The organism is Acidovorax sp. Leaf78 (genome assembly GCF_001422735.1).
Lineage (GTDB): Bacteria > Pseudomonadota > Gammaproteobacteria > Burkholderiales > Burkholderiaceae_C > Acidovorax.
This window is the reverse complement of the sequence record NZ_LMLZ01000015.1, coordinates 1-23,861: the sequence shown is the minus strand read 5'-3', so window position 1 is coordinate 23,861 and position 23,861 is coordinate 1. Positions and strand designations below refer to the sequence as shown.

General features: G+C 67.2%; 22 protein-coding genes. 16 read left to right on the top strand and 6 right to left on the bottom strand.

Annotated elements, in window-relative coordinates; translation table 11 throughout:
- Positions 1-206 precede the first annotated feature (206 nt).
- From phhA to ASF16_RS11495, 5 genes are all read right to left on the bottom strand, one after another.
- On the bottom strand, positions 207-1,046 hold the full coding sequence (gene phhA / locus ASF16_RS11515; RefSeq protein ID WP_056166898.1) for a phenylalanine 4-monooxygenase: 840 nt from the start codon (positions 1,044-1,046) through the stop codon (positions 207-209).
- A 63-nt stretch (positions 1,047-1,109) separates the two neighbouring features.
- Positions 1,110-2,087, bottom strand: a complete 978-nt coding sequence (locus ASF16_RS11510; RefSeq protein ID WP_056166881.1) for a tripartite tricarboxylate transporter substrate binding protein — start codon at positions 2,085-2,087, stop codon at positions 1,110-1,112.
- Positions 2,088-2,161: 74 nt separating this feature from the next.
- Positions 2,162-3,274: a 4-hydroxyphenylpyruvate dioxygenase gene (hppD, locus tag ASF16_RS11505; protein WP_056166878.1), complete on the bottom strand. Its 1,113-nt coding sequence runs from the start codon at positions 3,272-3,274 to the stop codon at positions 2,162-2,164.
- Positions 3,275-3,455: 181 nt separating this feature from the next.
- On the bottom strand, positions 3,456-4,454 hold the full coding sequence (locus ASF16_RS11500) for a lipase secretion chaperone (protein WP_056166875.1): 999 nt from the start codon (positions 4,452-4,454) through the stop codon (positions 3,456-3,458).
- Between the two features lie 3 nt (positions 4,455-4,457).
- Positions 4,458-5,396 (bottom strand): triacylglycerol lipase, encoded by a 939-nt coding sequence (locus ASF16_RS11495; RefSeq protein WP_156372036.1) that lies wholly within the window; start codon positions 5,394-5,396, stop codon positions 4,458-4,460.
- 164 nt (positions 5,397-5,560) lie between these two features.
- On the opposite strand from ASF16_RS11495, the gene ASF16_RS11490 reads away from it, so the two are divergent.
- The 9 genes from ASF16_RS11490 to fabB all read left to right on the top strand — a co-directional run bounded on the left by ASF16_RS11490 (position 5,561) and on the right by fabB (position 14,438).
- Complete coding sequence (locus ASF16_RS11490) at positions 5,561-6,043, top strand: Lrp/AsnC family transcriptional regulator (RefSeq protein WP_056166892.1); 483 nt, start codon at positions 5,561-5,563, stop codon at positions 6,041-6,043.
- A 74-nt stretch (positions 6,044-6,117) separates the two neighbouring features.
- Positions 6,118-7,017, top strand: a complete 900-nt coding sequence (locus ASF16_RS11485; RefSeq protein ID WP_056166889.1) for an ATP-binding cassette domain-containing protein — start codon at positions 6,118-6,120, stop codon at positions 7,015-7,017.
- Entirely contained in the window at positions 7,014-7,874 is an 861-nt protein-coding gene (locus ASF16_RS11480; protein ID WP_082516879.1) for a hypothetical protein, read from the top strand. Before ASF16_RS11485 ends, ASF16_RS11480 begins: the two co-directional genes overlap by 4 nt.
- The gene (locus ASF16_RS11475; RefSeq protein ID WP_056166872.1) at positions 7,874-8,878 is read left to right on the top strand and encodes a hypothetical protein; all 1,005 of its coding nucleotides are present in this window, start codon (positions 7,874-7,876) and stop codon (positions 8,876-8,878) included. Before ASF16_RS11480 ends, ASF16_RS11475 begins: the two co-directional genes overlap by 1 nt.
- Positions 8,879-9,113: 235 nt before the next feature.
- Positions 9,114-9,851, top strand: coding sequence for a GNAT family N-acetyltransferase (locus ASF16_RS11470; protein WP_056166869.1), 738 nt, complete (start codon positions 9,114-9,116; stop codon positions 9,849-9,851).
- A 159-nt stretch (positions 9,852-10,010) separates the two neighbouring features.
- Positions 10,011-10,898, top strand: a complete 888-nt coding sequence (locus ASF16_RS11465) for an HlyC/CorC family transporter (RefSeq protein ID WP_056166868.1) — start codon at positions 10,011-10,013, stop codon at positions 10,896-10,898.
- Positions 10,898-12,523: an apolipoprotein N-acyltransferase gene (gene lnt, locus ASF16_RS11460; protein WP_056166865.1), complete on the top strand. Its 1,626-nt coding sequence runs from the start codon at positions 10,898-10,900 to the stop codon at positions 12,521-12,523. Before ASF16_RS11465 ends, lnt begins: the two co-directional genes overlap by 1 nt.
- A gap of 170 nt (positions 12,524-12,693) precedes the next feature.
- Complete coding sequence (gene fabA, locus ASF16_RS11455; RefSeq protein ID WP_056166862.1) at positions 12,694-13,227, top strand: 3-hydroxyacyl-[acyl-carrier-protein] dehydratase FabA; 534 nt, start codon at positions 12,694-12,696, stop codon at positions 13,225-13,227.
- Entirely contained in the window at positions 13,224-14,438 is a 1,215-nt protein-coding gene (gene fabB / locus ASF16_RS11450) for a beta-ketoacyl-ACP synthase I (protein WP_056166859.1), read from the top strand. The genes fabA and fabB overlap by 4 nt, the downstream gene beginning before the upstream one ends.
- Before the next feature lie 213 nt (positions 14,439-14,651).
- Here the strand turns inward: fabB and ASF16_RS11445 are convergent, their stop codons facing one another.
- Positions 14,652-15,566 (bottom strand): LysR family transcriptional regulator, encoded by a 915-nt coding sequence (locus tag ASF16_RS11445; protein WP_056166856.1) that lies wholly within the window; start codon positions 15,564-15,566, stop codon positions 14,652-14,654.
- A 171-nt stretch (positions 15,567-15,737) separates the two neighbouring features.
- Here ASF16_RS11445 and ASF16_RS11440 point away from each other — a divergent pair, with 171 nt between their 5' ends.
- The 7 genes from ASF16_RS11440 (at position 15,738) to ASF16_RS11410 (ending at position 23,551) form a co-directional block, all read left to right on the top strand.
- Positions 15,738-16,820 carry a type II asparaginase gene (locus tag ASF16_RS11440; protein WP_056166852.1) on the top strand — a complete coding sequence of 361 codons (1,083 nt, stop codon included), beginning with the start codon at positions 15,738-15,740 and terminating at the stop codon, positions 16,818-16,820.
- A 570-nt stretch (positions 16,821-17,390) separates the two neighbouring features.
- Positions 17,391-18,296, top strand: a complete 906-nt coding sequence (gene glyQ, locus ASF16_RS11435) for a glycine--tRNA ligase subunit alpha (protein ID WP_056166848.1) — start codon at positions 17,391-17,393, stop codon at positions 18,294-18,296.
- A 22-nt stretch (positions 18,297-18,318) separates the two neighbouring features.
- A complete protein-coding gene (glyS, locus tag ASF16_RS11430) occupies positions 18,319-20,463 on the top strand; it encodes a glycine--tRNA ligase subunit beta (protein WP_056166846.1) in 2,145 nt (714 codons plus the stop codon).
- A 52-nt stretch (positions 20,464-20,515) separates the two neighbouring features.
- Positions 20,516-21,118 carry a D-glycero-beta-D-manno-heptose 1,7-bisphosphate 7-phosphatase gene (gene gmhB, locus ASF16_RS11425; protein WP_056166844.1) on the top strand — a complete coding sequence of 201 codons (603 nt, stop codon included), beginning with the start codon at positions 20,516-20,518 and terminating at the stop codon, positions 21,116-21,118.
- Positions 21,119-21,178: 60 nt separating this feature from the next.
- Entirely contained in the window at positions 21,179-22,000 is an 822-nt protein-coding gene (locus tag ASF16_RS11420; protein WP_056166841.1) for a 1-acyl-sn-glycerol-3-phosphate acyltransferase, read from the top strand.
- 9 nt (positions 22,001-22,009) lie between these two features.
- The gene (locus ASF16_RS11415; protein ID WP_056166838.1) at positions 22,010-23,098 is read left to right on the top strand and encodes a M48 family metallopeptidase; all 1,089 of its coding nucleotides are present in this window, start codon (positions 22,010-22,012) and stop codon (positions 23,096-23,098) included.
- 33 nt (positions 23,099-23,131) lie between these two features.
- A complete protein-coding gene (locus tag ASF16_RS11410) occupies positions 23,132-23,551 on the top strand; it encodes a rhodanese-like domain-containing protein (RefSeq protein ID WP_056166836.1) in 420 nt (139 codons plus the stop codon).
- The last annotated feature ends 310 nt before the right edge of the window (positions 23,552-23,861 follow it).

Here is a 23,861-nt window from a genome sequence, read left to right as displayed (position 1 = left end):
CTCGCACGCCGGGCGACTCCCGGCCTCCGCCCTCAACAAGGGCATGCGGCCAATCAGCGAGCCTGCGAGCAGCGCCCAGGTTTCGACAGGCTCAACCCGAACGGGATGTGGGGTCGCCGTGCCCCGGTTTCGACAGGCTCAACCCGAACGGATGTGGGTCGCTGTGCTCAGGTTTCGACAAGCTCAACCCGAACGGATGTCATCAATCAAGCCGCCACAGCCTCCCGCTCATCCGCAGCAAACTCCGGCAACCCCCTGAGCCGCTCATAGATCGGCGCAAAGTCCGCCGCCGTCATCTCGAACAACTGCTCAAAACTATCAATCACAAAATACGTCTGCTGGTACGTATCGATCTTGTACCGCGTACGCATCGTCCGCTCCAGCGCCAGCGGAATCCGCTGCGGCTCCGGGCTCTGCACCGCATACGCAAGCTCTCCTGAAGAGCTCAAGATCCCCGCCCCATACGCCCGCAACTCCCCCGCCTCACGGATCAGCCCGAACTCGATCGTGTACCAGTACAGCCGCGACAGCATCTCGCACGACCCCAGCCCCTGCGCCTTCAGACCGCCCTGCCCGTAACGCTGCACGTAGTCCGCGAACACCGGGTTGAACAGCAACGGCACATGCCCGAACAGGTCGTGAAAAATATCCGGCTCGACGATGTACTCGAACTCCTCGGGCTTGCGGATCCAGTCCGTCACCGGGAACTTGCGGTTGGCCAGCAGTGTGAAAAAAGGCACCTCCGGGATCAGGCCCGGCACGCCCACCAGCTCCCAGCCGGTGGCTTTCAACAGGCGCTCGTTGACCTCTTCGAAGCGCGGGATGCGGTCGCTCGCGCCCAGCGAGGGCAGGGCCGCAATGAAGGCATCGCTCGCCAGGCCCGGCAGAAGGGCGCGCTGGCGCTCGTACAGGCGGCGGTAGGTGTCGTGGTCGGCGGCGGTGTAGCTCGCGTAATCCTGCGGGCAGGTGTAGTCCTCGCTGGCGCGCGAGTAGTCGCCGCGGGGTGGGCGGGCGGATTGGCCATAGACGACAGGGGCTTGTCCCATTTTCTTGTACTCCTTGCCGCCCTGACCGCGCGCCGGGGTGGCGCGCACCTGCCCTGGCGGCTGCTAATCGATCTTGATTTTTGCGGCCCGGATCAGGAACTCGTACTTGCTGTTTTCCGAGCGCACGAACTGGGCGAACGTGTCGAGCGTCAACTCTTCGGGCGTGATGCCCATCTTTTTGAACTTCTCCTTGCCGGCGGGCGAATGCATGGCTGCCGCAAAGGCGGTGGCATAGCGGCGCGCGTCTGCGTCGGGCAGCGAGGCGGGCGCGAACAGGCCGAACCAGGTGGACACGTTGAAGCCCTGCACGCTGTCGTTGATGCTGTGCACGTCGGGCAGCGCCTCGTTGCGGCTCAGCGTGGTCACACCCAGCGCCAGGAACTTGCCCGACTGGATCTGCGGCAGGGCCGACGCCAGGTTGTCGAACACCAGCAGCACCTGGCCGGACTCCAGCGCCGCCAGCGCGGGCTTGGAGCCCTGGAACGGCGTGTGGTCCATCTTGGTGTTGGTGAGCGACTCGAACATCTCCGCCGCGATGTGGCCGATGCTGCCGTTGCCGCCCGAGCCGTACTTGAACTGGTTCGGGTTCTTCTTGAGGTACTGCACCAGGTCCGGCGTGGTCTTGATGCCGAGCTTGCTGGCCTGCTCGGCGTTCACCACCAGCACGTTGGGCGTGCGCGCCACCAGCACCAGGGGCTTGAAGTCCTTGATGGGGTTGTACGGAAAATTCTTGTACAGCCACGGGTTCACCGCGTGGGTGGCCACGGCGCCCATCAGCACTTGGTTGCTGGTCTTGCCGGCCTTGGCGACCTGGTCCGCCCCGGTGTTGCCGCCCGCGCCAGGCTTGTTCTCCACCGTGATGGGGCCCAGCTGGGTCGTGCCTTCGGCCACGATGCGGGCCGAGATGTCGAGCGGGCCGCCCGCAGGGTAGGGGACCACGATGGTGAGCGGGGCGGCGGGGTTCTGTGCCAGGGCGGGCATGGCTGCAGCAGCAGCAGCAGCCAGGGCGATGCTGGACAGCCAGAGAGTACGGAGCGACATCGGGATCCTTTTGAGTTCCGGGGAGCGCGCAGTATAGGCACCTGCCCAGGGTTAACCCAAAGATGTCTGATGTCTTAGGTGTTCAGCACGCCCCGGCGGATCTGGTCGCGCTCCAGCGATTCGAACAGCGCCTTGAAGTTGCCTTCGCCGAAGCCGTCGCGGTAGTCGCCTTCGCGCTGGATGAACTCGAAGAACACGGGGCCCAGCATGGGCGTGGAGAAAATCTGCAGCAAGAGGCGCGGCGTGCCGTCGGCCGTGGTGCCATCCAGCAGAATGCCGCGCGACTGCAGCTCGGGCACGGGCTGGCCGTGGCCGGGCAGGCGGGTGTCCAGCATCTCGTAGTAGACGTCGTTGGGCGCGGTGGCCAGGCCGACACCGGCCATGCCCAGCTTGTCCACCACGTCCTGCAGGTTGTCGCAGATGAGCGCGATGTGCTGGATGCCTTCACCGTTGAACTGCATCAGGAATTCTTCGATCTGGCCGCCGCCCTGCTTGGACTCTTCGTTCAGCGGGATGCGGATCTTGCCGTCGGGCGCGGTCATGGCCTTGGACGTCAGGCCCGTGTACTCGCCCTGGATGTCGAAGTAGCGGATCTCGCGGAAGTTGAACAGCCTCTCGTAGAAGTTGGCCCAGAATCCCATGCGGCCCCGGTACACGTTGTGGGTCAGGTGGTCGATGAGGTTCAGGCCGTGGCCCACGGGGCGGCGGTCCACGCCTTCGATGAATTCGAAGTCGATGTCGTAGATGGACTTGCCGTCTTCAAACCGGTCGATCAGATACAGCGGCGCGCCGCCGATGCCCTTGATGGCGGGCAGGCGCAGTTCCATCGGGCCGGTCGGAATTTCGATGGGCTGGGCACCCAGCTCCAGCGCGCGGTTGTACGCTTTGTGCGCATCCTTCACGCGAAACGCCAGGCCGCAGGCCGACGGGCCGTGCTCGGCGCCGAAGTAGGCCGCCTGGCTGTGGGGCTCTCGGTTCAGGATGAAGTTGATGCCGTTCTGGCGGTACAGCACCACGTCCTTGGAGCGGTGCTTGGCGACCAGCGTGAAGCCCAGTTTTTCAAACACCGCCTCCAGCACGCCCGGGGTGGGCGAGGTGAATTCGATGAACTCGAAGCCCATCAGCCCCATGGGGTTGTCCCAGGCTTCGAGCTGGGCGGCGGTTTCTTGCGGCAGGGCGGCGTTCATGGGGTGTCTCCGGCATTCGTGGTGGGGTGAATGGCATCGACTGTAGGCGCGCATGGCCTCATGTTTCTGGCGAAATCAAGACCTCGGGGCGCCTGATTTGCAGGAATCTTGCGAATGGTCGGATTGCGGCGCAATTCGGGAGCGCTGTGACGTTGAAAGCCTGGGCGTGGCAGCGTGGCGCTCAAGAGCCCGCGGGCGCTGCCCCGAGTCTGCGCAGCGCCAGTGCCGCATCCAGGCGCTGCTGCTCTTCGCTGCTGAACAGCTGCTGGCGCAGTTGCTGCGCCGCGGCGCTCTGGTCGCCCTGCTGCGCGCGGGCCTGGCTGTACTGGTCGAGCCGCTGCTGCCAGTGCTGCTCGTCGCGGTCGAGCTGCGCCAGCGCGTGGGCGGCGGCCTCGCCGTACTGGGCGCTGCGGGCCTGGTGGCGCGTGAGGTCGCTCGCGTTCTGCGCATTGAAAGCGGCGGTCTGGGCGGCCGCCGCCATGTGTTCTGTAGATGCAGCGCGCTCTGCGCGGCGCTCCGGGGGCAGTTCGCTGTCAGCGGCCTGCAGGGCCTGGGCCCGCTGTTCGGGGCTGAGGCCGGTGTTGCGTGAGATCTCCAGGCGCGCCAGGGTGTAGCGGTCCAATGCGGCTTCGCGCGCGAAAAGTGCATCGTATTCAGGGCCGTCGAAGAACTGCAGGCGCACCTTGTCCCGCGCCTGCATGGCATCGCGCAGCGCGCGCGGGTCGTTCAGGTCCTGCGCTGCAGCTGGGCTTTTAAGCTGACCCAGCGCCACGCGGTAGTCCACATAGCGCTCTGCCAGCGCCAGCGCCCGGGCGGCCAGTGCCGCCGGAAAGTGCCGGCCCACCAGGGCGGCCAGGCGCTGCTTGAGGGCGGCCGGGTCGCTCACGTCGCCGGCTTCCATCAGCAGGGCTTCGAGCGTGTCGCGCAGGCCCTGGACGAGCAGGGGGTCGGGCAGGTCCGCGTCCGCCGCAGATCGCCGTGCGCCCGCGGCGCTGCCGGGCGCGCCCCCGTCCAGCGCGGCGGCGCCCAGGGCCGCGGCCTGCCGCTCTGCGGCGGGCGGCGCGCCGAGGACCGCCGTGCCGGGTGCACCGGCCTCAGGGTCGGGTTGAAACCACCAGAGCGCAGCCCCGGCCACGGCGGCCAGCACGGCCACCCCTGCGATCACGCGGCTGCGCTGCATGGCTTACAGGCCCTGCGCCTTCAGGCGGTTGGCGTGCTGGCGGTACAGCGTCACCGGGTCGGTGGAGAACCAGTCGCGCAGGCCCACCAGCTGGTTCACCTCGTCCAGGTGGTTCTGGCGGTAGTCGCCCAGGTGCTTGCCCAGGCGCGACGAGCAGGCCGACACCAGGCCGTCGTTGGCTTCGCCGAACACCAGGCTCAGCACGCTGAGCAGGCCGTCGCTGGCGTCGAGCACGTTGGTCAGCGGCTGCGTGCCCGTCCACGAGTAGTAGCGCACACCGTTGACCAGCTCGGCCCCGCTGCCGCAGCCGGTGGGCAGGCCCTGCGGGAAGCGGCGGTTGAAGCTGGCCAGGCCCGCGGTGGTGAGCGAGTCCAGTGCGGCGGTGGGCATCTGCGGCAGGCCGGTGCCGCCGGAGGTGAGGTTGATCAGGCTGACCAGCGCCTTGGCTGCGGCGTTGGCCACGGTTTCCGACACCGACCCCGCCGGCGCCACGCCGCGCAGGATGTCGGCGACGCGCGAGCCCTTGTTCACGCCCCCGATGGAGGTGACCGATGCCACCAGCTGCGGCGCCGCACCGGCCACATAGCGCGTGGTGGGCCCGCCGTGCGAGTGGCCCACCAGGTTGACCTTGCCCGCGCCCGTGATCGCGAGGATGGTCTTGACCTGCGCCAGCAATTGCTCGCCGCGCACCTCGCTGCTGTTGGCCGCCGAGACCTGGGCCACGTAGACCTTGGCGCCGCCCTGGCGCAGCGCGTCGGGGATGCCGTAGAAGTAGTCGATGCCCAGGGCCGAGTCGAAGCCGAACAGCCCGTGCACCAGCACGATGGGATAGCGCGTCTGCGTGTAGCCGCTTTGTGCGTGCGCACCCGCCCCCAGCAGCAAAAGCCCCGCGGTCGCCGCCAGCACCAGTCGCCGCAGAAAGCGGCTCAAAAATCCTGTCATGTGTTTGTCTCCAGTGATGTGATTTCTTGTATTTGCAAAATAGAACGGTCGTTCTTTTTTGCAGGATTCATTCTTCGTGGGAGCGGCTTTTGTCACTATCGGGACATACCCGAGCCCGCAATGTGGCGGCCGAAAATCTGCGCAATTTCGTAGAATCCTGCGCCATGAAAGCCTTTGACGCACTCGACAAGCTGGACCGCGCCATCCTGCGCCGTCTGCAGGAAAACGGCCGCGAGACGTATGACGTCATCGGTGAGCAGGTGGGCCTGTCGCCCAGCGCCGTGCTGCGCCGCGTCAAGCGACTGGAAGACAGCGGCGTGATCGAGCGCTACGTGGCGCTGGTCCCGCCCGAGGCGGTGGGCCTGGGGCTCACGGCGTACCTCAATGTGCGGCTGGAAAAGCACACCGAAAGCCACAAGCGCAACCCCATGGACCTGTTTCGCGCCAGCGTGCAGACCTGGCCCGAGGTGGTGGAATGCGCGTCGCTCACCGGCGAGATGGACTACCTGCTGCGCGTGGTGGTGGCGGACATGGCGCACTACAGCCGCTTCATCATGGACACGCTGCTCAAGCACCCGAGCGTGCAGGATTGCAAGACGAGCTTCGTGCTCGACCGCGTGAAGGCGACGACTGCAGTGCCTGTCTGAGCCCCGCGCAAGCACCTTCTGAGCCTGTGTGACAATCCGCGCGCCCTCGGCCCCGGGGGTGTTACGGATTGTTCATGATCGCTATCGACAACCTGCAGTTCGGCTATGGCCGACACCTGCTGTATGACGGCTTTGCCGCCCGTGTGGAGCAGCCCGGCATCTACGGCCTTTTCGGGCGCAACGGCAGTGGCAAGTCCACGCTGCTCAAGCTGATCTGCGGCCTGCTCACGCCCTGGGCCGGGCAACTGCAGGTGCTGGGGCGCAACCCCCGCGCACGCGCTGCGGACCTGCTGGCGTCCATCTACATCGTGCCGGAAGAATTCCATCTGCCCAACCTGACGTGTGCGCAGCTGGCGGCCACGCAGGGCGTGTTCTACCCGCGCTTTTCACACGCGCTGCTGAACGAGTACCTGGCGGAGTTGGAGGTGCCGGCTACCGAGCGGTTCGAGTCCATGAGCCTGGGTCAGAAAAAGAAGGCCGCCATTGCCTTCGCCCTGGCCACGTGCACGCCGCTGCTGCTGATGGATGAGCCCACCAACGGCCTCGACATCGTGGGCCGCACACAGTTTCGCAAGCTCCTGCAGCGCCCCGAGCACGCGCACCGCGCGGTGCTCATCAGCACCCACCAGGCGCACGACCTGGAGAGCATCCTGAGCCACATCTGGTTCATCGATCAGGGGCGGCTGGCGCTGTCGGCGCGCATGGACGAGCTGGCGCGCTGGCTGCACATGGGCGTGGCGCAGGATGACGACGCTGCGCGCGTGCAGGCGGGCGGCGCGCTGCTGTACCAGGAGCGCATCGGCCAGCAACTGGCCTATGTCGCTCTGCGCTCCAACGAGCCTGGCGCGGCCGTGCCGACTGGCAGCTCGGTGCAACTGGAGCTTTTGTACAAGGCGCTGAGTCTGAACCGCGACCAGGTGCTGCAGGTACTGGCCCCGCTGCGCGCGGCCCCGGCGGCCAGGGAGGCGGCATGAGCAACGCAAACAACCACCCATCTGCACCCGCATCCACACCACTGTCGAGCGCAGGCAGCGCCTCGTTTTCGTGGCACCGCTTCACGCTGCTGGCCCGTGCCCACTGGGCGGAGCACATGCGGCAATACCTGGGCCACCTGCTGGTGACGGGCATCCTGTACTGCGTTCTGCTGGTGTTCAGCCTGAGCGTGTCGCGCGGAGAAGTGTTTGTGACCGGGGGGCAGTCGGCCTTCTACTTCTGGGGGCTGTACCTCACGGGGTTCGTGTTTGCGGGGCGGTACTTCGACGGCATGGCGCGGCGCGAGTCCGCGCTGCTGGTGTTGATGCGTCCGGCGTCGGTGCTGGAAAAGTGGCTGCTGTGCGTAGGCGTCGTGGTCGTCGGATACCCCGTGGCCTACACACTGTTGTTCCTGGCGATCTCGTGGCCTGCGCAGGGTGTGGCGCTGGCGATGCGGGCGGCCTGGGCGGACCCTGCCAACCTTGATCTGCAGGACTACGCGCTCTTCGTGCCGCTGCTGCTTCAGCCGTTGCGTGAAGCCCTGCTCAGCATCCCGCAGCAATGGGGGTTCTTCATTGCCGCCTGGGCCCTGCAGGGGGCGGCCGTGACCGGCTCGCTGTACTTTCGCAAGGCGGCGATGCTCAAGACCTTGGTGCTCGGCGTGGTGCTGTTCATTGCCACGGTCATGGTCGCAGTGCTGTCGCGTCCGCGGGACGAGGTGCTCTTTGCCTGGTGGCGGGACGGGGCCGCAACGCTGGGCCCCGAGACCCATGCACTGAACGCCGCGCTCTGGCTGGCCCTGCCGATGCTGCTGTGGTGGCAAACCTACCAGCACCTGCACGAAAAGGAGCTCACGTGATGGCGCGGTTTCGCTCCCGGGCGGGCGCGCCGCGCAAGCTGGGCCCCTGGCTCTTTGCCGGTGTGTTCGTCATGTTCTGGGTCCTGCTGGCCATCAGCGGGATGGACCGCTTCAAGGCCAAGGACGGCGACAGCCGCCAATACACCGTCCCTGCGGCACAACTGCAAGGCGTGACGCGGCTGCGCATCGAAGGCGACCCTAGCGACGCGCGGGGCTACGTGCCCACGACACGCGTGGTGCTGCGAAGCACGAGCGACGTCACGCTGAACCTGCACCTGCGCCGCGAGGGCCGCCGCAAGGGCGCCCGCGCGGCCACGCCAGCGCCCGGCGCCGAGCCGCCGCTGGTGGCCGTGCGCGAGGGCGACACGCTGGTGCTGCGCTGGTTGCCACGCACGCCTTCGCCCACAGCAGGGTCCGACGACCTTCAGGAGCAGTGGCTGGGCGAGATCGTGCTGCCCGCGCGCTTTCAGCACCTGGCGCTGTCGCACGCGCTGGTGGAAGTGCTGGATCCGGTGGAGCAACTGCACGTCTCGGGCCGCGCGGTCGAGGTCCGCGGCCTGGCGGCGCATCTGCACCTGCAATCGACGCAGTGCCGGCGCTGTGCTGACACCGGAGCCGCAGCGGCTCCGGATGACAGCAGCGCGTGCGACGAGAAGACGCACCCAGGACGGGACGCGGTGCTAGAGGTCAATGCCAAGAACATGCTGTCCGTGCGCGTCGTGGCCGGTGTGGGCAACGTCAAGCTCAACGAAACGCGGCGCCTGCGGCAGCTGGACCTGCAGCTGGGCGACAGTGTCGGGCTGTTGGTCGACCGGGCGGCCGTGCTCCGGCTGGGGCGCGGCGCTGGCGGTGGGGAAGCTGGTGCGGCGCAAGGGCCGGTGGTGGCGCCGGGCGACTGCGCTGCGCCGCCGGCTGCCGGGCGCGATCCGCTACCGTCTGTGCCGCTGGACCTGGTCCGTGTGGCAGAGCGCTCGCAGCCGGGCCACCCGTCAGCTTCCGAGTGAGTCACCCGCGCGCTACGGCGGTCAGTGTTCCCGCCCGCTCCAGGGAGGGCGCGGGTCGCCTCGGGGACGGCGCGGCATGATGTGTTGTGGCGGTTTGCTCTTGATTTGATAGCTTATGACGCAGGCACAGCAGGCGTTGAAGGGTGATTGCGCAGGGTTTGGAGTCGCCTCACTATTTTGCTGCATTGCAACAAAAGGTATGGAAATAATGAGGGGAAACCCTTATATTCGATCCATGTTCGCAACGAAAGACTGGCTCAAGGCATCCTGGTACGTAGGCAGGGGCATGCTGCGCCCTGTGACAGGTGCTCCGTCCGCGGCTGAAAGCCGCGTCAAGAAGGAGGTTCCCGTGATGGTTCCCATCCGTGCCCTGGGTCCCTCGTACCGCGAGCGCATCACCCAGCATCTGTTGCAGCTCGAGCCGTCCGACCGCTACCTGCGGTTCGGCTACGCAGCCAACGACGAGCAGATCCGCCGCTACGCCGAGCAGCTCGATTTCAACCGCGACGAAATCTTCGGCATCTACAACCGCCGCCTCGAACTCATCGCGATGGCGCACCTGGCCTTCTCCGAGCACCCCGAGCACAAGCACTGCGCCGAATTCGGCGTGTCCGTGCTCAAGCAGGCCCGCGGCCGTGGCTTTGGCGCGCGGCTGTTCGAGCGTGCGGTGATGCACGCCCGCAACGAAGGTGTGAACATGGTGTTCATCCATGCGCTGTCCGAGAACACCGCAATGCTCAAGATCGCGCGCAGCGCCGGTGCCACGGTGCGCCGCGACGGCTCGGAGTCCGAGGCGTATCTGCAGATCCCGCCCGCCAGTTTCGACACCCGCATGGCCGAGATGGTGGGCCAGCAGTTTGCCGAGGTGGACTACCAGTTCAAGAAGCAGGCCAAGCAGTTCTGGGATTTCCTGGCCAACGTGCAGGAAGTGCGCAGCGGCGTGCAGCACGCGCGCCACCAGTCGGCCGAATAGCCCAAAACTCCACAGACGCCGCAGACTCCCGTGAGAGACCGGCGCACTGCCGGCCGGGTTGTGCCGATGGGCCCCGTTGCAACGCCAGCGGCGGCCTGTCACCACAATCCGCTATCCTAGGGGCCTGATTCACTACCGCACGTCCTGCACTAGACGACAGTGTCTGACCCGCACCCCGCGCACCCTGGGCGACCGTCCGAAAGGGAAGACAAGCGCACCTTCCTGCAGAAAGTGGCCGAGTTCATCCATCCCGGCCCGGACTCCACGGAAGAACTCATCGAGACCCTGGCCGAGGCCGAAGACAACGAGGTCATTGGCGCCGAAGCGCGCGTGATGCTCGAGCGCGTCATCCGCATGGCCGACATGACGGCAGGCGACGTGATGGTCGCGGCGCCGCGGATGGACCTCCTCAACATCGAGGCCCCGTTCGAAGACCTGCTCAACCTCGTCATCCACACCGCGCATTCGCGGTTTCCGGTGTACCAGGGCGAGCGCGAGAACATCATCGGCATCCTGCTGGCCAAAGACCTGCTCAAACTGCAGCGGGCGCCCGAGCTGAACATCCGCGCGCTGCTGCGCCCGGCCATCTTCGTGCCCGAGAGCAAGGGCCTGAACGACCTGCTGCGCGAGTTCCGCGGCAGCCGTAGCCATCTGGCCGTGGTGATCGACGAGTTCGGCCGCGTGGCTGGGCTCATCACCATCGAAGACGTGCTCGAACAGATCGTCGGCGAGATCGAAGACGAGTTCGACATCCCCGAGGACGACGGCGATATCTTCGGCCTGGCCGACCACACCTACCGGGTCAGCGGCGACACCTCCATCGAACGTGTCTGCGAGGCGTTCGACGTGCTGATCCAGGGCAGCGACCCGGCTGAAAACTTCGACACCATCGGCGGCCTGATCGCCCATGAAATGGGCCATGTGCCCAAGCGGGGCGAACATCTGCAACTGTCGGGCCTGAACTTCGTCGTGCTTCACACCAAGGGCGGGGCGGTGCGCTGGTTCAAGGTGTCGCGGGCCGAAGAGCCTGGCGCCAGCGCCGAGTGATGGCGCGCGTTCGAGCCCCCGCGGGACTGCCGCTGGTCCCGCAGGCGGTGCTGGCGGTGGCCGCAGGCCTGGCCCAGGCTGCATCGCTGGCGTGGCCCGGCAGCGGCCAGCCGCTGTGGTGGCTGCAACTGCTGTCGATGGCGGTGCTGGCCTGGCTGGTGCGGCCGTCGCCGGTCCAGGCCATTGGCTGGCGGCGCGGCGCGCTGACGGGGGGGCTGTTTGCCACGGCCTGGCTCTCAGGCACGTTCTGGTGGCTGTATATCTCCATGCACACCTACGGCGGGCTGGCCGCGCCCCTGGCCGTGGCCGCGGTGCTGGGCCTGGCCGCGTTCCTGGGCAGCTACTACGCGCTGGTTGTAGGCATTTTTTGCCGCCTGTCGCTTGCCAGCCGTGCGCTGAGTGCTATATTTTTCGGAGCAATGTGGCTGGTCGCCGAACTGGCGCGGGGCACGCTGTGGACCGGCTTTCCCTGGGGCGCCGGGGGTTACGCGCATGTCGATGGGCCACTGGCGGCCCTGGCGCGTTACGTGGGCGTCTACGGCATCGGTGCCGTGGCCGCGGTGCTGGCGATGTACGTGGTGCAGTTGCGTGGCGTAGACCTGCGCCGCTGGCGCGCCTGGGTTTTGCCCGTCGTGGCCGCTGTCCTGCTGGCTGCGGCTACGGCCGACCGCTTTTGCGCGGTGAACCTGTGCTACACGCCCCCCCATGCGCAGTCCAAGCCCCTGACCCTCGCGCTACTGCAGGGCAACATCCCGCAGGACGAGAAATTCCAGCAGGGCAGCGGGGTGCCGCTGGCCCTCCAGTGGTATGCCGAGCAGCTGCAAGCGGCCAAGGCCGACCTGGTGGTGGCGCCCGAGACCGCCATTCCGCTGCTGCCCCAGCAGCTCCTTCCGGGTTATCTGGAGGGCATCGAGCAGCGCTACGCCCAGGGCCCGCAGGCGGCGCTGGTGGGCATTCCGATGGGCGACGAAACCATCGGCTACACCAACACCGTGCTCGGCATGGGCGCTGGCGTGGCCCCGCCCGGCACGCCGTACCGTTACGACAAGCACCACCTGGTGCCGTTCGGCGAGTTCATCCCGCCGTTCTTCAAGTGGTTCACGGCCATGATGAACATCCCGCTGGGCGACTTCAACCGCGGCGCCGTGGGCCAGCCGTCGTTTGCGTGGGCCGGGCAGCGCATTGCGCCCAACATCTGCTACGAGGATTTGTTCGGCGAAGAACTGGGCGCCCGCTTCATCGACCCGGCCCAGGCGCCCACGGTGTTTGTCAATTTCAGCAATATCGGCTGGTTCGGCAACACCCTGGCCATCGACCAGCACCTGCACATCAGCCGCATGCGGTCCCTGGAGTTCGAGCGCCCGATGGTGCGCGCAACCAACACCGGGGCCACGGCTGTCATCGACCACCGCGGTGTCGTGACGCATGCTCTGGAGCGCCACACCCGCGGCGTTCTGCTGGGCGAGGTGCAGGGCCGCGGGCTCAATGCGCAAGAGGGCTGGGCGATCACGCCGTACGCCTGGTGGGTGTCGCGCTGGGGGCTGTGGCCGCTGTGGATACTGGGTGCCGTGGCGGTGGTTTTTGCCGCAGTTTGCCGGCGGCTGCGTACCGTGGGCGGGGTTTGATCCAGGTCAGCGCGCTGGGGGAGCCCCAGCGCTCCGGTGGGCCAAAACGCGCCGCGCTGCCTGCTGCCTTGATAATGGAGCCCCACAAGCGGGGGCTTGTGTTGGGTTTCGTGTTGGTTACAACGATGATTTGAGGCGGGCCAACCCGCCGTTCTGGAGCAAGACTGAAGATGGCTGATTCCTTTTCCTACGAACAACTGATCGCCTCGGGTGAGGGCCGGCTGTTCGGCGCCGACAGTGGCCGCCTGCCGCTGCCGCCCATGCTGATGTTCGACCGCATCACGCACATCGACAGCGATGGTGGCGAGCACGGTCTGGGAAAGATCCGCGCCGAACTGGACGTGCGTCCCGACCTGTGGTTCTTTGCCTGCCACTTCCAGGGCGACCCGGTCATGCCCGGTTGCCTGGGGCTCGATGCCATGTGGCAGCTGATCGGCTTTTACCTGACCTGGCTGCAACTGCCGGGCAAGGGCCGGGCCCTGGGGGCTGGTGAAGTCAAGTTCACCGGCGAAGTGGGCCCCAACGTGAAACTCGTGACCTACGAAATCGACATCAAGCGCGTGATCAAGCGCAAACTGGTCATGGCCATTGGCGATGCACGCCTGCTGGCCGACGGCCAGGAAATCTACGTGGCCAAGGACCTGCGCGTGGGCCTGTTCAAGCGCGAGGAACAGGCTGCGGGGGTAGAAGGAGCAGCAGCATGAAACGCGTAGTCATCACCGGCGCGGGCATCGTCTCGTGCATTGGCAACGACCTGGCCACGGTGGAGGCCTCGCTGCGCGCCAGCAAGAGCGGCATCAAGGCCGTCGAAAAGTTCAAGGAACTGGGCCTGCGCAGCCAGGTGGGCGGCGCGCCCGAGATCGACATCGAGTCGCGCATCGACCGCAAGCAACTGCGCTTCATGGGCGATGCCGCGGCGTACGCGCAGATCGCCCTTGAAGACGCGATTGCCCAGGCAGGCCTCACGCCCGAGCAGGTCAGCCACCCGCGCACCGGCCTCATCATGGGCTCGGGCGGCGGCTCGCCCAACAACCAGATCGAGGCGGCCGACACGCTGCGCGAAAAGGGCATCCGCCGCGTGGGGCCCTACCAGGTCACGCGCTGCATGAGCTCCACCGTGTCCGCGTGCCTGGCGACCAACTTCAAGGTCAAGGGCATCAACTACTCCATCACGTCTGCCTGCTCCACGTCGGCGCACTGCATCGGCGCGGCCGCGCAGCAGATCGCCTGGGGCATGCAGGACGTGATGTTCGCAGGCGGCGGCGAAGAGCTGTCGTGGGGCATGTCGCTGCTGTTCGACGGCATGGGCGCCATGTCCAGCAAGTACAACGACACGCCCGAGAAAGCCTCGCGCGCCTACGACGCCAACCGTGACGGCTTCGTGATCGCCGGCGGCGGCGGCGCCGTGGTGCTGGAGAGCCTGGAGCACGCCCAGGCGCGCGGCGCCACCATCCTGGCCGAAGTGGTGGGCTTTGGCGCCACCAGCGACGGCGAAGACATGGTCGCCCCGTCGGGCGACGGCGCCATTGCCTGCATGAAGCAGGCGATGGAGGGGCTCGACGCGCCCATCGACTACATCAACACCCACGGCACCTCCACGCCCGTGGGCGACATGCAGGAAGTGCGGGCCATGCAGGCGCTGTTCGGCGACAAGGTGCCGCCGTTCTCGTCCACCAAGTCGCTCACCGGCCACTCGCTGGGCGCGACCGGCGTGCAGGAGGCCATCTACTGCATGATCATGCTGAACAAGGGTTTCATCGCCGGCTCGGCCAACGTGGACACGCCCGACCCCGCGCTGGGCTCCATGCCGCTGGTCACGCAGACCCGCGATGCGGAGCTGACCACGGTGCTGTCCAACAGCTTCGGCTTTGGCGGCACCAACGCCAGCCTGGTGCTGCGCCGCTGGACTGCTTAAGCGATCCCCCTGAGGCGCTTCGCGCCTTCCCCCTTCTCTCGAATGGCTGCGCAATTCGGGAAGGGGGACGCAGCCGGTGCGGCGGGGCGGCCCTTGCACGGCTGCCCGCGGCGGGAGCCTCGCGATGGCCCAGGCCGTTGATGAAAGACGCAGCCGCTGGATACCTGCGATAACTCTCCACCCGCCACCCGGCCCACGGGTGTGCGGGTTTTTTCATGCCCGCCGAGGAGGCTGGCCCGAGAGGGCTGCATGGAGCACCCCCGGCAGCATCGCCAGCATGCGCGTGCCCTGCAGGCCCGGTGGCGACGAGCGTGCGTGGTAGCTGTACAGCGAGATCGGCGGCAGCTCGTGCAGCTCCAGCGTGACCATGCTGGCCGGGTCCAGGCGCGTGGCGGTCAGAAAGTCGACCACCGTCCAGCCCATGCCCAGGCGCACCAGCTCCAGCGCGAGGCGTGATGTCTGCACCTGGATGCCCGGCCCCGCCGGGGTGCCCAGGCGCTGGGCGATCTCGTCGATGGACTGCCGCATGGGGTCGTCGCCCACCAGCCGGATCACCGGCACCTGCGCCAGCCGGGCGCTGTGCGAGGTGGCGCGGGGCGCGCGGCTCCACAGCGCCTCGGCCACCGCCAGGTACATGCGCCCGCTCACCAGCAGGTCGCTGCGGATCTGCGGGTGCGGGTGCTTGTAGAACCCCAGGCAGAAGTCCACGCTGCGCGTGAGCAGGGCCTGCGTCATCTGGTCCTGGTGGATGGTGCGCACCTCCACGCCCACCTGCGGGTAGCGCAACGCGTGCTGTTGCAGCAGCAGCGGCAAGAACTCATGGCTCACCGCCGGGATCGCGGCCAGCCGCACATCGCCCGTGTCGCTGGCGGCCAGGTTGCGCGCGGTGCGGCGCAACGCGTCGAGCTGGCGGTGGATGCCGGTGGATTCGGATGCCAGCACCTGCGCCTCGGGCGTAGGGGTCAGGCCGGCCGGCGTGCGCACGAACAGGCGGTAGCCCAACTGCAGCTCGGTGTGCGCCACCGCCTTGCTGATGGCCGACGGCGTGATGCACAGCAGCCGCGCCGCTGCGCTCATGTTGCCGGTCTGGAGCACCGCCTGAAAAACTTCCAGCTGCCGCAGGTTCATACGTCGGTCCCTGTTTTGGGGTGTGAGTGAAATTCACATGGGGGCGCTGATTATTCCGCAACAGTGTGTGTCGATCTCTCATAGGATGCGCCACCGCTCGAAAGCGGCGCGGTGGCCGCAAGGCGCCGTGACACACAAACACAACACACCTGTTCCAGGAGACTTTTCACCATGCGTATTTCCCCACCTGCTGCCACTGCCGCCCACCGCTGGCTGGCCGGCCTGCTGCTCTCGGCCGCGTCCGCCGTGGCCATGGCCCAGGCCGCCCAGCCCCACGTCGTGGTACTGGCCACCGGCGGCACCATTGCCGGCGCGGGCGCGTCGGCCGCCAACAGCGCCACCTATGCCGCGGCCAAGGTACCGGTGGACAAGCTGCTGGCCGGCCTGCCCGAGTTGGCCAGCGTCGCACGGGTCTCCGGCGAGCAGGTGTTCCAGATCGCGTCCGAGAGCTTCACCAACGAGCACCTGCTCAAGCTCGGCCAGCGCGTCTCGGCCCTGTCCAAGCAGGCCGACGTGGACGGCATCGTCATCACCCACGGCACCGACACGCTGGAAGAAACCGCCTACTTCCTGAACCTGGTGGTGCGCACCAACAAGCCCATCGTGGTGGTCGGCTCCATGCGCCCCGGCACGGCCCTGTCGGCCGACGGCGCGCTGAACCTGTACGACGCCGTGACCGTGGCCGCCAGCAAGGATGCCGCCGGCAAGGGCGTGCTCGTCACCATGAACGACGAGATCCAGAGCGGCCGCGACGTGAGCAAGACCATCAACATCAAGACCGAGGCCTTCAAGAGCCAGTGGGGCCCGCTGGGCATGGTGGTGGAAGGCAAGAACTACTGGTTCCGCGCGCCCGTCAAGCGCCACACCGCCAACTCCGAGTTCAACATCGACGAGATCCACGCCCTGCCTGCGGTGGACATCGTGTACGGCTACAGCAACATGAACACTACCGGCATCGAGGCCTACAGCAAGGCCGGCGTGAAGGCGCTGATCCATGCCGGCACCGGCAACGGCTCGGTGGCCGCCCAGGCGGTCGACTCGCTCAAGGCCCTGCGCGGCAAGGGCGTGCAGGTGATCCGCTCGGCCCGCGTGCCCGACGGTTTTGTGCTGCGCAATGCCGAGCAGCCCGATGACAAGTACGACTGGGTGGTGGCCCACGACCTGCGCCCGCAGAAGGCCCGCATCCTGGCGATGGTGGCCCTGACCAAGACCAACGACAGCAAGGAACTGCAGCGCATTTTCTGGGAGTATTGAAGCCCCCCTGAGGCGCTGCGCGCCTCGGCACCGCCGCCAGAGTCGGCGGCTCTTCGGGCACGTCCAAGCCTGCGCAGGCAGGCTCGGAGCCGCGGCCCTCAGCCCCCTGAGGGGGGACGCACCCGGTGGCCTGGCTAAGCCAGATCCACGGGTGCTCTCGCGATGACGGCGCGTCCAGTTGGGCGTTGGGTTGTGCGAGTCGAGCGACGGATTTTTGATACGTGATTTGGTGCACTGCTGTGCGCCGATGGTTGCCTGCAAGGGCGGCACCTGCACGCGGTGGCTTATGGGCGACGCGGATGGGTTGGAAAGGCTGGGGCTCCACGAGGGTCCTGGCCTTTTTTCATGGGGCGGGCGGTTTCGACCTCTGGCTGCTGGCAGCGACTGGCGGTGCCGTCGCGCTGTTTGCAGAGCGGTATTGTTGCGGCGCCGTAAAATGATCGGTTCGCGTGTGCGATGCCTGTCCTTGCTGCCCTGGGTGGTGTGCTCAGGGCTGATGCCGACGCCGCGCTTCGCTTTTTCTTTCTCTTCCTACTTGCCCGGCCCTGGCTTGCCAGTGCCACAGACGCCATGTTGACATTCCAGCAAATCATTCTGAAGCTGCAGTCCTACTGGGACGCGCAGGGTTGCGCCCTCTTGCAGCCCTACGACATGGAAGTGGGTGCCGGCACCTCGCACACCGCCACCTTCCTGCGCGCCATCGGCCCAGAGCCCTGGAAGGCTGCCTACGTGCAGCCCAGCCGCCGCCCCAAGGACGGCCGCTATGGCGAGAACCCCAACCGGCTGCAGCACTACTACCAGTACCAGGTGGTCCTGAAGCCCGCGCCGGCCAACATCCTGGAGCTGTACCTGGGTTCGCTCGAAGCCCTCGGTTTCGACCTCAAGAAGAACGACATCCGCTTTGTCGAAGACGACTGGGAGAACCCAACGCTGGGCGCCTGGGGCCTGGGCTGGGAGGTGTGGCTCAACGGCATGGAGGTGACGCAGTTCACTTACTTCCAGCAGGTCGGCGGCATCGACTGCAAGCCCGCCACGGGCGAGATCACGTATGGCCTGGAGCGCCTGGCCATGTACCTGCAGGGCGTGGACAACGTCTACAACCTCAGGTGGACCGACACGCTGAGCTATGGCGACGTCTACAAGCAAAACGAGGTGGAGCAGTCCACCTACAACTTCGAGCACAGCGACGCGGACTTCTTGTTCACCGCCTTCAATGCGCACGAAAAGCAGGCCAAGTACCTGATGGAGCAGCAGCTGGCGCTGCCCGCCTACGAGCAGGTGCTCAAGGCCGCGCACAGCTTCAACCTGCTGGATGCGCGTGGCGCCATCAGCGTGACCGAGCGGGCCGCGTACATCGGCCGCATCCGCAATCTGGCCCGTGCCGTGGCGCAAAGCTACTACGAGAGCCGCGAGCGCCTGGGCTTCCCCATGGCGCCGCGCGAGTGGGTGGAGCAAATGGCCAAGAAGGCAGCTTGAGCGGACGAAAGAGAACAAGAACATGACGACGACCCAAAACCTTCTCGTAGAACTGTTTGTCGAAGAGCTGCCGCCCAAGGCGCTGCAAAAGCTGGGCGATGCCTTTGCCACCGTGCTGGGCGACCAGCTCAAGGCGCAGGGCCTGGCCACGGCAGCGTCCGTGGTCACGCCCTTTGCATCGCCCCGCCGCCTGGCCGCGCACGTGACCGGCGTGGCCGACAAGGCGGCCGACAAGGCCGTGCAGCAAAAGCTCATGCCTGTGGCCGTGGGGCTCGACGCCAGCGGCAACGCGAGCCCGGCGCTGTTGAAAAAGCTGCAGGCCCTGGGCGCGGATGTGTCCGACCCGGCAGCCGCAGTGGCGGCGCTCAAGCGCGCGCAGGACGGCAAGGCCGAGGCGCTGTTCTACGACAGCGTGGTGCCTGGCGCTACGCTGCAGGACGGCCTGCAGAAAGCGCTGCAGGAGGCGATTGCCAAGCTGCCCATCCCCAAGGTCATGAGCTACCAGCTCGAGACCGACTGCGAACTGCCCGGCTGGACCAGCGTGAACTTCGTGCGCCCCGCGCACGGCTTGGTGGCGCTGCACGGCAGCACCGTGGTGCCGGTGAAGGCGCTGGGCCTGTCGGCGGGCCACAGCACGCAGGGCCACCGGTTTGAAGCCGCCGTGTCGCCCGTGGTGCTGGCAGACGCCGACAGCTACGCCGCCACGCTGAAGAAGGACGGCGCCGTGATCGCCTCCTTTGCCGAGCGCAAGGCCGAGATCGCCCGCCAGCTGGCCGCGGCCGCCGCCCAGGTGGGCAACGGCGCGCGCCCCATCGAAGACGAGGCGCTGCTCGACGAAGTGACCGCGCTGGTTGAACGCCCCAACGTGGTCACCTGCTCGTTCGAGACCGAATTTCTCGATGTCCCGCAGGAGTGCCTCATCCTCACGATGAAGGCCAACCAGAAGTACTTTCCGCTGCTGGACGCCGCGGGCAAGCTCACTCACAAGTTCCTGGTGGTCAGCAACATCAGCCCCGAAGACACGAGCTTCGTCACCGGCGGCAACGAGCGCGTGGTGCGCCCGCGCCTGGCCGACGCCAAATTCTTCTTTGACCAGGACCGCAAGAAGACCCTGGCCTCGCGCGTCGAGGGCCTCTCCAAAGTGGTCTACCACAACAAGCTGGGCACGCAGGGTGAACGCGTGGAGCGCGTGCGGGCTATCGCGAAGGCCATCGCCACGCAACTGGGCGATGTTGCCCTGGTCGCTGATGCCGACAAAGCCGCACAACTGGCCAAGACCGACCTCGTGACCGACATGGTGGGCGAGTTCCCTGAGTTGCAGGGCATCATGGGCGGCTACTACGCCCTGAACGACGGGCTGGGCGAGACCGTGGCGCACGCCATCGAAGACCACTACAAGCCTCGCTTTGCCGGCGACACGCTGCCGCGCAATACCGCCGGCGTGGTGGTGGCGCTGGCCGACAAGCTCGAAACCCTGGTCGGCATGTTCGGCATCGGCAACCTGCCCACGGGCGACCGCGACCCGTTTGCGCTGCGCCGCCATGCGCTGGGCGTGATCCGCATGCTGGTCGAAAAGGACCTGCCGCTGCAGCTCAACGACCTGCTCGCCGGTGCCGTGCCCGCCTTTGGCGACAAGATCACCGACGCATCGGCGCCCCTGGCCGACTTCATCTACGACCGCCTTGCCGGCAGCCTGCGCGAGCAGGGCTACCGCGCGCAGGAAGTCGACGCCGTCATGGCCCTGCGCCCGCAGCGCCTGGCCCTGGTCGAAAAGCAGCTCGCAGCCGTGCGCGCCTTTGCCGCACTGCCCGAAAGCCCGGCCCTGGCCGCGGCGAACAAGCGCGTGGGCAACATCCTGAAAAAGGCCGAGGTCGAGGGCCCGGTGGATGCCCACGTGAACCCCGACCTGCTGCAGGAAAAGGCCGAGCAGGACCTGTACGCCGCGCTGCAGCGCTTCGTGCCCGAAGCCAATGCCCAGTTCGACGCGGGCGACTACACCGCCAGCCTGCAGACCCTGGCCGTGCTGCGCGCGCCGGTGGATGCGTTCTTCGACGACGTGATGGTCAACGCCGAGCAGCTGGATGTGCGGATGAACCGCCTGGGCCTGCTCAAGATGCTGCACAACGCGATGAACCGCGTGGCGGATCTTTCCCGTCTGGCCGTTTGACCGGATGGCCCAAGCTGATAGGCTGGCGATTCTCACAAGGTAACCAAGCCCCATGAAACTCGCCATCCTCGACCGCGACGGCACCCTCAATCCGCTGGGGGACGACTTCATCACCTCTGCCGAAGAGTGGACCGCCGTGCCGGGCGCGCTCGAAGCCATTGCGCGGCTCAACCACGCGGGCTGGCATGTGGTGGTGGCCACCAACCAGCCGGGCCTGGGCCGGGGGCTGTTCGACGTGATGGCCATCAACGCCATCCACGCCAAGATGCACCGCCAACTGGCTGCTGTGGGGGGGCGCATCGACGCAGTGTTCTACTGCCCCCACGCGCCCGACGAGGACTGCGCCTGCCGCAAGCCCGCGCCGGGTTTGCTGGAGCAGATCTGCGACCGCTACGGCGTGGAGCGGCACGATGTGCAGATCGTGGGCAGCTGTGCCGTGCACCTGCAGGCGGGCGCCGCCGCCGGGGCCCAGCAGTTGCACCTGGTCTGCACCGGCCAGTCGGCCCTAGTCGATGCCCGCGGCGCCGTGCCCGAGGGGTTTCCGCCCGGCACCGTGCTGCATGAGAGTCTGAAGAATTTTGTGGACCAGCTGCTGCCTGCCGTGCCGGTGCCCGCACCCGCGGCTGCTGCGGTCCATCCACCTGGTGCTATTTAATTGATAGCTGCTGGCGCTTGTCCATCAAGCGGTAGCAGCCTAAAAGGCTTGATTTACTCCATGGCTTTCATCCGTTCTCTCCTTCACTTCCTCTGGATGGGCATCACCGTCGTGCCCTACACGCTGGCCATCATGCTGGGCTCGCTGTTCGGCATGCGCGGCCGGCCGCTGTACCGCATTGCGCGGGCATGGCTGTCGCTGTGCATCAGCAGTGCCCGGGTGATCCTGGGCGTGCGGGCCAACGTGATGGGCATGGAGAACCTGCCGCAGGGCGAGAACGACGGGGCGGTGCTGCTGGTCAAGCACCAGTCCACGTACGAGACCTTTCTGATGCCGTCGATCATGCCGCGCCCCCTGGCGTACGTGTTCAAGAAAGAGCTGCTGCACGTGCCGTTCTTCGGCTGGTCCATCGGCCGGCTGGACATGATCCACATCGACCGCAACCAGCGCACGCAGGCGTTCAACAAGGTCGTGCAGCAAGGCAAGAAGCTGCTGGACAAGGGCATCTGGATCATCATGTTCCCCGAAGGCACCCGCATCGAGCGGGGCCAGAAGGGCAACTACAAGACCGGCGGCACGCGCCTGGCCATCGACACCGGCGCGCCGGTGGTGCCTATCGCTGTGACGTCGGCCAAGGTCTGGCCGCGCAAGGCGTTCATCAAGCGCCCCGGTGTGGTGGACGTGTCCATCGGCAAGCCCATCCCCAGCGCCGGCCGCCAGCCTGAAGAGCTGATGCGCGAGGTGGAGGCCTGGATCGAGGCCGAGATGCGCCGCCTGGACCCAGAGGCGTACCCCGCCGCCAGCACTGCTGCCACAGCAGCGACCGGTGCCGCCAGCGCCGCCAGCGCTACGGGCGCCACCACCCAGACGCCCGGGAAGTAAATCACCGTGATGCAGCGGCTGGTGCAACTGGCGCTCGACCTGTTCGATCCACCCCCGGCATCGGCTGGTGCCACAGCGCCGGTATCGCCGCCTGCCACACCCAAATCCGGCCCCAAAGTGCCTCTACCGCGCCAGGGGCGGTCGGGAGGCGCTACTGAAAATATAGCGGAAGCTGTGCCTGCTGCGCCTGTTGCGCCACTCGTACCCACTGCGCCGGTCGCCGACCCTCCGGCTGCCCGCACACCTGCCATGCACACCCCGGGCGTGCCGCTGCCCTCGCTGCTGTCCCCCGCCGAATTCCGCCACCCCCAGGCCAACCGCGAGGTGCTGCTGGGCGATGCTGTGGTGGGCTATGCGCTGACGCGGGCGCGGCGTCGCACCATCGGCTTTACCGTGGGCGCCGACGGCCTGGCGGTGCGCGCGCCCAGCTGGGTCACGCTGTCGGCCGTGGATGCAGCACTGCGCGAGAAGGCCGACTGGATTTTGCGCAAGCTGTCGGAAGCGCGTGAGCGCCAGCAGCGCATGGAAGGCGGGCGCATCGTCTGGGCCCATGGCGCTGTGCTGCCGTACCTGGGCGAGCCGCTCACCGTGGTGCTGGACCCGAGCCACGGCTTCACCGGCAAGGGTGGGGCGCTGGTGTCGGCCGCGCCGGCTTCGCCCCCCCAGGAGCCCGGCGCTGCCGCGCCGGAAGGCGCAGCCCCGACCGAAGCCCGCAGCCTGCACATCGGCCTGCCCCACAGCGCCAGCCCCGCGCAGATCCGCGATGCCGTGCAGGCCTGGCTGATGCGCGATGCCCGCCGCCACTTCACCGCGCGGCTCGACCACTTTGCGCCGCTGCTGGGCGTGCGCTGGGCCAGCCTGCGCCTGTCAAGCGCGCAGACCCGCTGGGGCAGCGCCAAGGCCGACGGCTCCATCCGCCTGAACTGGCGGCTGCTGCATTACCGCCCGGCCATCATCGACTACGTGGTGGCGCACGAGCTGGCCCACCTGCGCGTGATGGACCACAGCCCGCGCTTTTGGGACACCGTGGCCACGGTGGTGCCCGACTACGCGCAGCTGCGCAGCCACCTGCGCGAAGAGCCCGCGCCGCTGTGGTGAAGGCCCGAGACTGAGACACGAAGGAGTGGACCGATGACAGCAAGCCCGACGATCACCCCCGCCGACGGATACGCCGGCGATGTTTCCCCGCAGCAGGCCTGGCAATGGGTCGAGGCCGGCCAGGCCGTGCTGGTGGACGTGCGCAGCGACGCCGAGCGCGACTGGGTCGGCCAGGTGCCGGGCGCCGCGGCCGCGGCCTGGAAGCAGTGGCCCGGCATGGCCATGAACCCCGACTTCGACGCACAGATCCGCGCCGCAGTCCCTGCCGGCACCCCCGCCGTGCTGCTGTGCCGCAGCGGCGTACGCTCCATCGCCGCCGCCCGCCGCGCCACGGAACTGGGCCTGACCGCCTACAACATCCTCGAAGGCTTCGAAGGCGACCCCGACGCCCAGGGCCACCGCGGCCAACGCGGCGGCTGGCGCTTCCACGGCCTGCCATGGAAACAGAGCTGATGATCCTAAAAAAATAGCTGCTAGCGCTTGTCCATCAAGCGGTAGCAGCTATTTTTCTTTGAATTCGACGGTGTTGGACGGCCCAGCGATAGCGCAGACCCGCCGCGCCAAAATTACCCCCGCCCTCCGCCAGTGCACCCGTGGAACCGGCTTGTATGGTGGAGGTGTTGGGGTGGAGGGCCTGAGTACCGGCTATCGGCTTTGACCGACTGGCGAAGATAGCCCCCACCCCGCCCCTGAGCGTCGATAAGGAACTGAGCCGCACCTCAGCGCCGATCTGTAAGCAAGCTAACGCCTGTGGCGGGATTCC